Origin of the sequence: Arthrobacter sp. HMWF013 (assembly GCF_003061105.1) — a bacterium.
GTDB lineage: Bacteria > Actinomycetota > Actinomycetes > Actinomycetales > Micrococcaceae > Arthrobacter.
On the sequence record NZ_QAIQ01000557.1, the window covers coordinates 5,488 to 13,584 of the forward strand.

Consider the following 8,097-nt stretch of genomic DNA (forward strand, 5'->3'; position numbering starts at 1 on the left):
GACCCGGAAGTCCGCGGCAACTTCGGGCAGCAGGCCCATGATGACGAACTCGGTGAGTCCAATGCCGAACCCGCCGAGGGCAAGGGCTATCAGGCCTATGGGCATGGGAGTGCTCCTTTGAAACTGTACGGAATGAGGTAGTGCGCGTAAGCTAGTAGTTGCAGACGCGTTATTTATTGTTGCACAAGCAGATACCCCGCGCAAGCAACTATCAGTGGTTGTGTCTGCCCTCACGCCCCGCGGCGTTGGGTGGCACACCGGGAAAGGAACAGACGATGGGCATCAAGGACGACGCCGTGGAGGTCCGCGCACAGGGATGGCGCACACTCGCGGCACTGCACGGACTGATCGAGGGCGAACTGGAGCGCTCCCTCCAAGCCGAGTCAAAGCTGTCCGTGGTGGAGTACACCGTCCTGGACGCCCTCAGCCGGCAGGACGGTTGGCACATGCGCATGCAGCAACTGGCACGCGCCACCGCATTGAGCGCCAGCGCCACCACGCGGCTGGTCAACCGGCTGGAGGACCGGGGGCTGCTGACCAGGATCCTCTGCGCGGACGACCGCCGCGGGATCTACACCGAGCTCACGGTAAACGGAGTCGCACTGCTCGAAGAAGCCCGGCCGGTCCACGACGCCACCCTGGAACGCGCCCTCGCCGAGGCGCGGGATGTTCCGGAACTGGCCGCGCTGGTCCACGCCCTCCCGGGACTCCACGCAGCCGTCTAACACTCGTGCTCCTGGACAAAGCTCCGGACTCTTGACCACTGAGGCTGTCGGATTTACTCTTAGACAACTAGATGGTTGATCAATCAAAACGTTGATCAAAAACGAGTTGTCACGGCGCAAGGCGGAGCCACCAATGGAAGCGGAAGACGGATCGCTGGACCAGGCCTTTATGGCCCTGGCCGATCCGGTCCGTCGCCGTATCATTGCCCGGCTCAGCCGCGGCCCGGCCACAGTGAATGAATTGGCAGAACCCTTCGCGATCACCAAGCAGGCGGTCTCGAAGCACATCCAGGTCCTCGAGCAGGCAGGGCTGGTCACCCGTTCGCGGGATGCCCAACGCCGGCCCGTCCACCTGGACCCGGCACGGCTGGAGGCGCTCACAGCCTGGATCGACCAGTACCGGCTGATCCATGAAGATCAGTTCCACCGCCTCGACGCCGTGCTCAACTCAAGAACCGCCGGCATCGGCGGCACCCTCAATGGCAGAGAATCCAAGGAGTCATCATGAGCAATGCACTGCATCTCTCCGTTCCGGAAGGCCTTCCGTTCATCGACTACGAGAGGGAGTTCGACTTCCCCGTCGCAGAGGTATTCCGCGCCCACAAGGAGCCGGACCTGATCGTCCAGTGGCTCGGCCCGCGTGGCATGAAGATGGAGCTCGACCACTACGATTTCCGGACCGGCGGCAGCTACAGCTACCTGCACACCGGACCGGACGGCGTCGCCTACGAATTCAAGGGCATCTTCCACACCGTCCGTGAGAACGACTTCGCCATCCAGACCTTCGAGTTCGGCGGCTACCCTGACGTGGTCAGCCTCGAGTTCATGACCTTTGAGGACCTCGGCAACGGACGCACCCGCCTGCGGGGCCACTCGGTCTACCCCAGCCAGGAGGCGCGCGACGGCATGGCGCAGTCCGGCATGGAGGGCGGCATGAGCGAAGGCTACGAGCGGCTGGACGAGCTGCTGTCCGGCGCCAAAGTCTGACTCAAGCAACGCGGGGTCACTAAACGCCCGTCCAGGTCCCTGGATCGGGCGGAAAGTGACCCCGCGTTGTTTGTTTACTGAGCAGATCAGACAACCAGGCAGGAAAAGGACGACGGCGTGATCCCCCGCCGCCCACGAAAGGGGAACCTCCCGTCGTCGTACTCAACGCGCCTTACTTAAACAGCAACGCGGGGTCACTAAACGCCCGTCCAGGTCCCTGGATCGGGCGGAAAGTGACCCCGCGTTGTTTGTTGGTGGAGCCTAGAGCGTTGCGTAAACTTCGCGCAGCAGCTTGGCGGTCTCGGACGGCGTCTTGCCGACCTTGACGCCTGCAGCCTCGAGGGCTTCCTTCTTGGCCTGGGCGGTTCCGGCGGAACCGGAGACGATGGCGCCGGCGTGGCCCATGGTCTTGCCTTCGGGAGCCGTGAAGCCAGCCACGTAGCCAACGACGGGCTTGGTGACGTTGGCCTTGATGAAGTCAGCCGCGCGCTCTTCAGCGTCGCCACCGATTTCGCCGATCATCACGATCGCCTTGGTTTCGGGGTCAGCCTCGAACGCGGCCAGCGCGTCGATGTGCGTGGTGCCGATGACGGGGTCGCCGCCGATGCCGATGGCGGTGGAGAAGCCGAGGTCGCGCAGTTCGTACATCATCTGGTAGGTCAGGGTACCGGACTTGGAAACCAGACCGATGGGGCCCTTGCCCGTGATGTTGTTCGGCGTGATGCCCACCAGTGCCTCGCCCGGGGTGATGATGCCGGGGCAGTTCGGGCCGATGATGCGGGTGACCTGCTTGCCGTCGGCGTCAACCTTGGACTGGGCCAGTGCCCAGAACTCGGCGGAGTCCTGGACCGGCACGCCTTCGGTGATGACAACCACCAGGCCGATGCCGGCCTCGATGGCTTCAACAACGGCGTTCTTGGTGAATGCCGGCGGCACGAAGACGATGGAGACGTCTGCGCCGGTTTCGGCCATGGCTTCCTTGACGGTGCCGAAGACGTTGATTTCGTTGTCGCCGTGCAGGACCGTGGTGCCGGCCTTGCGGGCGTTGACGCCGCCAACAATGTTGGTGCCCGCCTTCAGCATCAGGGCGGTGTGCTTGGTGCCTTCGCCGCCGGTGATGCCCTGGACGATGACCTTGGAGTCCTTGTTCAGATAAATAGACATGGTGCGTCCCTTACTTAGCTGCGTTGGCGAGCTCGGCAGCCTTGTCGGCGCCCTCGTCCATGGTTGCGGCCAGGGTAACCAGCGGGTGGTTGGCCTCGGCCAGGATGCGGCGGCCTTCCTCAACGTTGTTGCCGTCGAGGCGGACTACCAGCGGCTTGTTCGCGGAGTGGCCCAGCTCGGCCAGCGCACCAACGATGCCCTTGGCGACGGCGTCACACGCGGTGATGCCGCCGAAGACGTTCACGAACACAGACTTGACCTGCTCGTCGCCCAGGATGACGTCGAGGCCTGCAGCCATGACCTCGGCGGAAGCTCCACCGCCGATGTCCAGGAAGTTGGCGGGCTTGACGTTGCCGTGGTTCTCACCGGCATAGGCAACGACGTCCAGGGTGGACATCACCAGGCCTGCACCGTTTCCGATGATGCCCACTTCGCCGTCCAGCTTGACGTAGTTAAGGTCCTGCGCCTTGGCCTTGGCCTCGAGCGGGTCTGCAGCATCCTTGTCTTCAAGGAGGGCGTGCTTGGCGTGGCGGAACTCAGCGTTCTCGTCCAGGGAAACCTTGCCGTCCAGGGCAACGATGTCACCGGCGCCGGTCTTGACCAGCGGGTTGACCTCCACCAGGGTGGCGTCTTCCTTCTTGAAGACGTCCCACAGCTTGAGGATCACGGCGGCGACCTTGCCGCGCAGTTCCTCAGCGAAGCCTGCGGCTGCAACGATTTCGTCAGCCTTGGCCTGGTCGATGCCCACGGCGGGGTCGATGGCGATTTTTGCGAGCGCCTCAGGGCGTTCGACGGCGAGCTGTTCGATTTCCATGCCGCCTTCAACCGAGCACATGGCCAGGTAGTTGCGGTTGGCCCGGTCCAGCAGCACGGAGAAGTAGTACTCCTCGGCGATGTCAGCACCCTGGGCGATCATCACCTTGTTGACGGTGTGGCCCTTGATGTCCATGCCCAGGATGTTGGTGGCGTGCTCAAGTGCCTCATCAGCGGTCTTGGCAACCTTGACGCCGCCGGCCTTACCGCGGCCACCGGCCTTAACCTGGGCCTTGACGACCGTTACGCCGCCGATCTTCTCGGCAGCTGCCTTAGCTTCTTCTGGGGTATACGCCACGATGCCGGCAAGCACGGGTACACCGTGCGCCTCGAACATATCGCGCGCCTGGTATTCAAACAGGTCCACGGTTTAGTGTCCTTCTACGTCGAAGTAGTTTCTGTACAGTCGGACACCATCGCAAGACGATGACCGGGCTGCGGATTGATAGCGCCTGCGGCCGGTCCGGAAACCAGCCACCCAGCGCAATGCTCCATTCGGAACTCTAGTCCTTATCAAGGACCGGCCCGTCCCACAGTACCGCTTATGTGAGTAAGGACACTATTCTATGGAGCGTAGAAAAACCCCTAGATTACGGGGTTTTTGAGGCCTCTGCCGGTGCCGGCGAAGCGGTTTCCAGCGGCTTTGAAATAAGTTCGTAGCTTTCCGGGGAAACGAAGAATCCGACGCCGGCAGAGACATTTCCGCATGCCACGCCTCCGTTGTATGCCGAACACCGCAGCCCGTTCCGTTCCAGGTTTGCACCCTCTGCCAGGACGGCCAGTTTGGTCAGGGGGCCGGATTTGTCCCCCTTGGGTCCGTAGGCGGCCTCCATTTGTGTGACGCCGGACCGGCACTCCCCGTAGGTTGCTTTGTCCGGGGTCAGCAGCCCTGTTCCGCCCAGATAGCCCAGGCCGGTGCCGGCGCAGTCGTCCTTGATGTCGCCGGCTGCCGGTTTCGGATAGTCAGCGAGCTCGCAGTGTGCCACGGGGACGATGGCGAGTTTGTTGTTGTCCGCGTCGCTGAAGCCGTTCAGCTCGTAAGAGAGGTTCAGGTGCTCCCCGCGGGCGTCAGTCAGCGAGCAGGCCACCTTCCGGTCCTCGGTGATGAAGGAGATGACGCTTTCGCCGGACCGGTACCCGGCCGGGTCAACCAGGGCTGCCTGTTCCAGCTGTTCCATGGCCGGGAGCGGCGGTGGAACCACGTAGCCCGGGTCCTCGGTGGTGATGGAACACGAAGTGGCCGCCAGCAAAAAGAAGGCGGCGAAGATCCCCAGAGCAGTCCGTCGCATGGTCCCCATTATGCTTTATCGCCACGCTCACGCCTGCGACCGGCCGCCCCGGCTTCCACGGGCCTTTTGTCCCTGTCACCCCGTCCCGCGGAGGTATCTACTGGAAGGACCCCAACGGGGCACAGCCCCTGGAACTGCGCACGTAGCCGGCATGCCGCACTTTAGGAGCACTCATGGAGGAGCACCACCCGCCGCGGTTACGCTTTCTCGGCGCTACGGATACCGTGACCGGATCCAGGTACCTGATCCAGTCACGCGGACGGCGAATCCTGATCGACTGCGGGCTCTTCCAAGGCTATAAACTGATCCGCGACCGGAACCGCGTCCCTTTTCCCGTCAGCCCGGCCAGCATCGATGCTGTGGTCCTCACCCACGCCCACCTGGACCACACCGGCTACATTCCGGCGCTGGTCCGTGACGGGTTCCGCGGCCCGGTCTACGCGACACCGGGAACCACTGAGCTGTGCACGCTGCTCCTGCCTGACAGCGGCTACCTGCAGGAGGAGGAGGCCCGCTACGCGGATTACCGGGGTTCGTCCCGGCACCGTCCCCCGGCACCCCTCTATACCGCGGAAGACGCCGTCCGGTCCCTCAACAGCTTCGAGACCCGGGATTTCGACGCCCCGTTCGGACTGGGCGACGGAATGGAAGCCACGTTCTTTCCCGCCGGCCACATCCTCGGCGCTGCACAGATCCATCTCAACGCTGGTGGCCATTCCATCCATTTCACCGGCGATCTTGGCCGGGCCAACGATCCCCTGATGCATCCGCCCAGAGCATTGGAAACCGTTGACGTGCTCGTGACTGAATCCACGTATGGGAACCGCGCACACCCCGGTGGAGACCCTGAAGCGGAGCTTGGTGAAATCATCAGGCGCGTCGCCAAGAGACAGGGTGTGATCATGATTGCGGCCTTCGCCGTGGGACGCGCCGAAACAGTGCTGCTGCATCTGTCACGCCTGATGGGCAAGGACGCAATCCCGCACATCCCCGTCTACCTGAACAGTCCGATGGCCATTGATGCGTCCGGCATGTATCAGCGCCACCGTGAAGAACACCGGCTCGAGCGGCACGAATTTGAAGCGATGTACAAGCTGGCCACCCCCGTTCGAAGTGCCGATGATTCCAAACTGCTCAATCTCCGCGGCGGGCCCATGATCATCCTGTCCGCCAGCGGGATGCTCACCGGGGGCAGAATCCTGCATCACCTGGAGAATTACGGCCCGGATCCACGTAACGCGATCATCCTCAGCGGGTACCAGGCCGGCGGGACAAGAGGCTCGTCCCTCGCGGCGGGCGGGCAGCATCTGCGCATCTACGGCCGGGACATCCCGATCGGCGCGGAAGTCATCCAAATGGAAGGCCTGTCCGCCCACGCTGACGCAGATGAGCTGATCCAATGGATGCAGGCGGCCCCAACAGCGCCGGCCATGACCTACGTCACCCACGGGGAAACCGACTCGTCCGATGCCCTCCGCCTCCGGATCAAACGGGAGCTGGGATGGAAGGTCCGCGTCCCCGAGTACCTCGAATCCGTCTCCCTGGACAATCCCCACTAGCCGGGAGGTGCGCGCCGGTTCAGGCAGGTGGCCTCCGTAGGATCGGGCCTTTCGTCCCTTTCACCCGTTCCCCAGGGGGTATCTACTGAAGGGACATTGGCCCCGTCGCGGGCCTTTTCCGGCCAGAGATTGGAGTGGACCTGGGCGATGTTTGAATTCCAGGACCGGACCGATGCAGGCAGAAAGCTGGGAGAGCGGCTGGTCGAGCTGCGGGGGCAGGACGTGGTGGTCCTGGGATTGCCCCGCGGCGGGGTGCCGGTGGCCTTCGGGGTTGCGGAAATCCTCGGCGCGCCGCTGGACGTGATCGTGGTCCGCAAGCTGGGCGTCCCATTCCAGCCGGAATTTGCGATGGGGGCGATCGGCGAGGGAAATGCACGGCTGGTGGACCCGCGTGTTGTCTCCTCCACCGGCGTGAATGACGCCAGCCTTGAAGCCGTGGAGCGGCGCGAACGCGAACTGCTGGAGTCCCGGGTTGTGCGGTACCGGCAGGGACGGGCCCCGGCTGATCTGACCGGCCGCACAGCCCTAATCGTCGACGACGGCATCGCCACCGGTTCCACCGCCCGCGTCGCCTGCATGGTTGCCCGGCAACGGGGAGCTGCGAGGGTGATTCTGGCCGTTCCCGTGGCCTCGGGCAGGGCGCTGGCCTCGCTGGCCGGCCCCGACGATGTCGTCTGCCTTGTTCGTGCCTGGAACTTCCGTGCGGTGGGCAATTACTACCGCGATTTCTCCCCCACGGGGGATGAGGAGGTCATGCAGCTGCTCGAGGCGGCCGCCCGGCCTGTGCAGCCGGTCCCGGCTGACATACCCACCGCCACCGGCTGGAAAGCCATCGATGAGGACGTGGAAATCCCCTCGACTGATGCCCGGCTCCGTGGAAACCTGCACGTGCCCGTGCCCTGCCCTGCGATGGTGGTTTTCGCCCACGGCAGTGGCAGCGGCCGTCGCAGTCCCCGCAACCGGCAGGTCGCCGCGGTGCTCCAGAAAGCCGGGCTGGGCACGTTGCTGCTGGATCTGCTCACCCCCGCCGAGGAAGCCAACCGGGAGAACGTGTTCGACGTCGGGCTCCTGGCAGCGCGGCTCACGGCGGCAACCCAGTGGCTGAGCACCCGGGAGGACACGGCGTCGAGCCTGGTCGGATACTTTGGCGCCAGCACCGGCGCCGGCGCCGCGCTGTGGGCCGCGGCAGAGCCAGGCGCCCAGGTGCGAGCCGTTGTTTCACGCGGCGGGCGGCCGGATCTGGCAGGCCCACGGCTTGCCGCTGTCCGCGCCCCGACGCTCCTGATCGTGGGCAGTGACGACCCCCATGTCCTTGCCCTCAACCGGCAGGCACTCACCCGGCTGGGGGCACCCGCCCGGCTGGAGGTTGTCCGCGGAGCCACGCACCTCTTCGAAGAGCCGGGGACGCTGACCCAGGTGGCGGCACTGGCAGCCGAGTGGTTTGTGCGTTACCTCTTGCCCACTGTGAACGGTCAGGCGTCGAGTTTGGTCAGCGGCGCATAACGGAGCAGGAGCCGCTTCTCGCCGACGTCGAACTTCACCTTGGCGACCGTCTTGTCC

Annotated in this window: 8 protein-coding genes; 5 read left to right on the top strand and 3 right to left on the bottom strand. The window is 64.4% G+C overall.

Annotated features, from left to right (window positions below; genetic code table 11):
* Positions 1-275 precede the first annotated feature (275 nt).
* From DBR22_RS19070 to DBR22_RS19080, 3 genes are all read left to right on the top strand, one after another.
* Positions 276-725, top strand: a complete 450-nt coding sequence (locus DBR22_RS19070; protein ID WP_108600290.1) for a MarR family winged helix-turn-helix transcriptional regulator — start codon at positions 276-278, stop codon at positions 723-725.
* Between the two features lie 133 nt (positions 726-858).
* Positions 859-1,233: an ArsR/SmtB family transcription factor gene (locus DBR22_RS19075; RefSeq protein WP_108600291.1), complete on the top strand. Its 375-nt coding sequence runs from the start codon at positions 859-861 to the stop codon at positions 1,231-1,233.
* Positions 1,230-1,712 carry an SRPBCC family protein gene (locus DBR22_RS19080; protein WP_108600292.1) on the top strand — a complete coding sequence of 161 codons (483 nt, stop codon included), beginning with the start codon at positions 1,230-1,232 and terminating at the stop codon, positions 1,710-1,712. The genes DBR22_RS19075 and DBR22_RS19080 overlap by 4 nt, the downstream gene beginning before the upstream one ends.
* 261 nt (positions 1,713-1,973) lie before the next feature.
* Here DBR22_RS19080 and sucD read toward each other — a convergent pair whose 3' ends face one another.
* From sucD to DBR22_RS19095, 3 genes are all read right to left on the bottom strand, one after another.
* On the bottom strand, positions 1,974-2,876 hold the full coding sequence (gene sucD, locus DBR22_RS19085; protein WP_108600293.1) for a succinate--CoA ligase subunit alpha: 903 nt from the start codon (positions 2,874-2,876) through the stop codon (positions 1,974-1,976).
* A 10-nt stretch (positions 2,877-2,886) separates the two neighbouring features.
* Positions 2,887-4,056, bottom strand: coding sequence for an ADP-forming succinate--CoA ligase subunit beta (gene sucC, locus DBR22_RS19090; RefSeq protein ID WP_108600294.1), 1,170 nt, complete (start codon positions 4,054-4,056; stop codon positions 2,887-2,889).
* Positions 4,057-4,279: 223 nt separating this feature from the next.
* Complete coding sequence (locus DBR22_RS19095) at positions 4,280-4,987, bottom strand: hypothetical protein (RefSeq protein ID WP_108600295.1); 708 nt, start codon at positions 4,985-4,987, stop codon at positions 4,280-4,282.
* Between the two features lie 164 nt (positions 4,988-5,151).
* Here DBR22_RS19095 and DBR22_RS19100 point away from each other — a divergent pair, with 164 nt between their 5' ends.
* Complete coding sequence (locus DBR22_RS19100; RefSeq protein WP_108600296.1) at positions 5,152-6,537, top strand: MBL fold metallo-hydrolase RNA specificity domain-containing protein; 1,386 nt, start codon at positions 5,152-5,154, stop codon at positions 6,535-6,537.
* A 147-nt stretch (positions 6,538-6,684) separates the two neighbouring features.
* Positions 6,685-8,040, top strand: coding sequence for a phosphoribosyltransferase family protein (locus tag DBR22_RS19105; RefSeq protein WP_108600297.1), 1,356 nt, complete (start codon positions 6,685-6,687; stop codon positions 8,038-8,040).
* Positions 8,041-8,097: the final 57 nt, after the last annotated feature.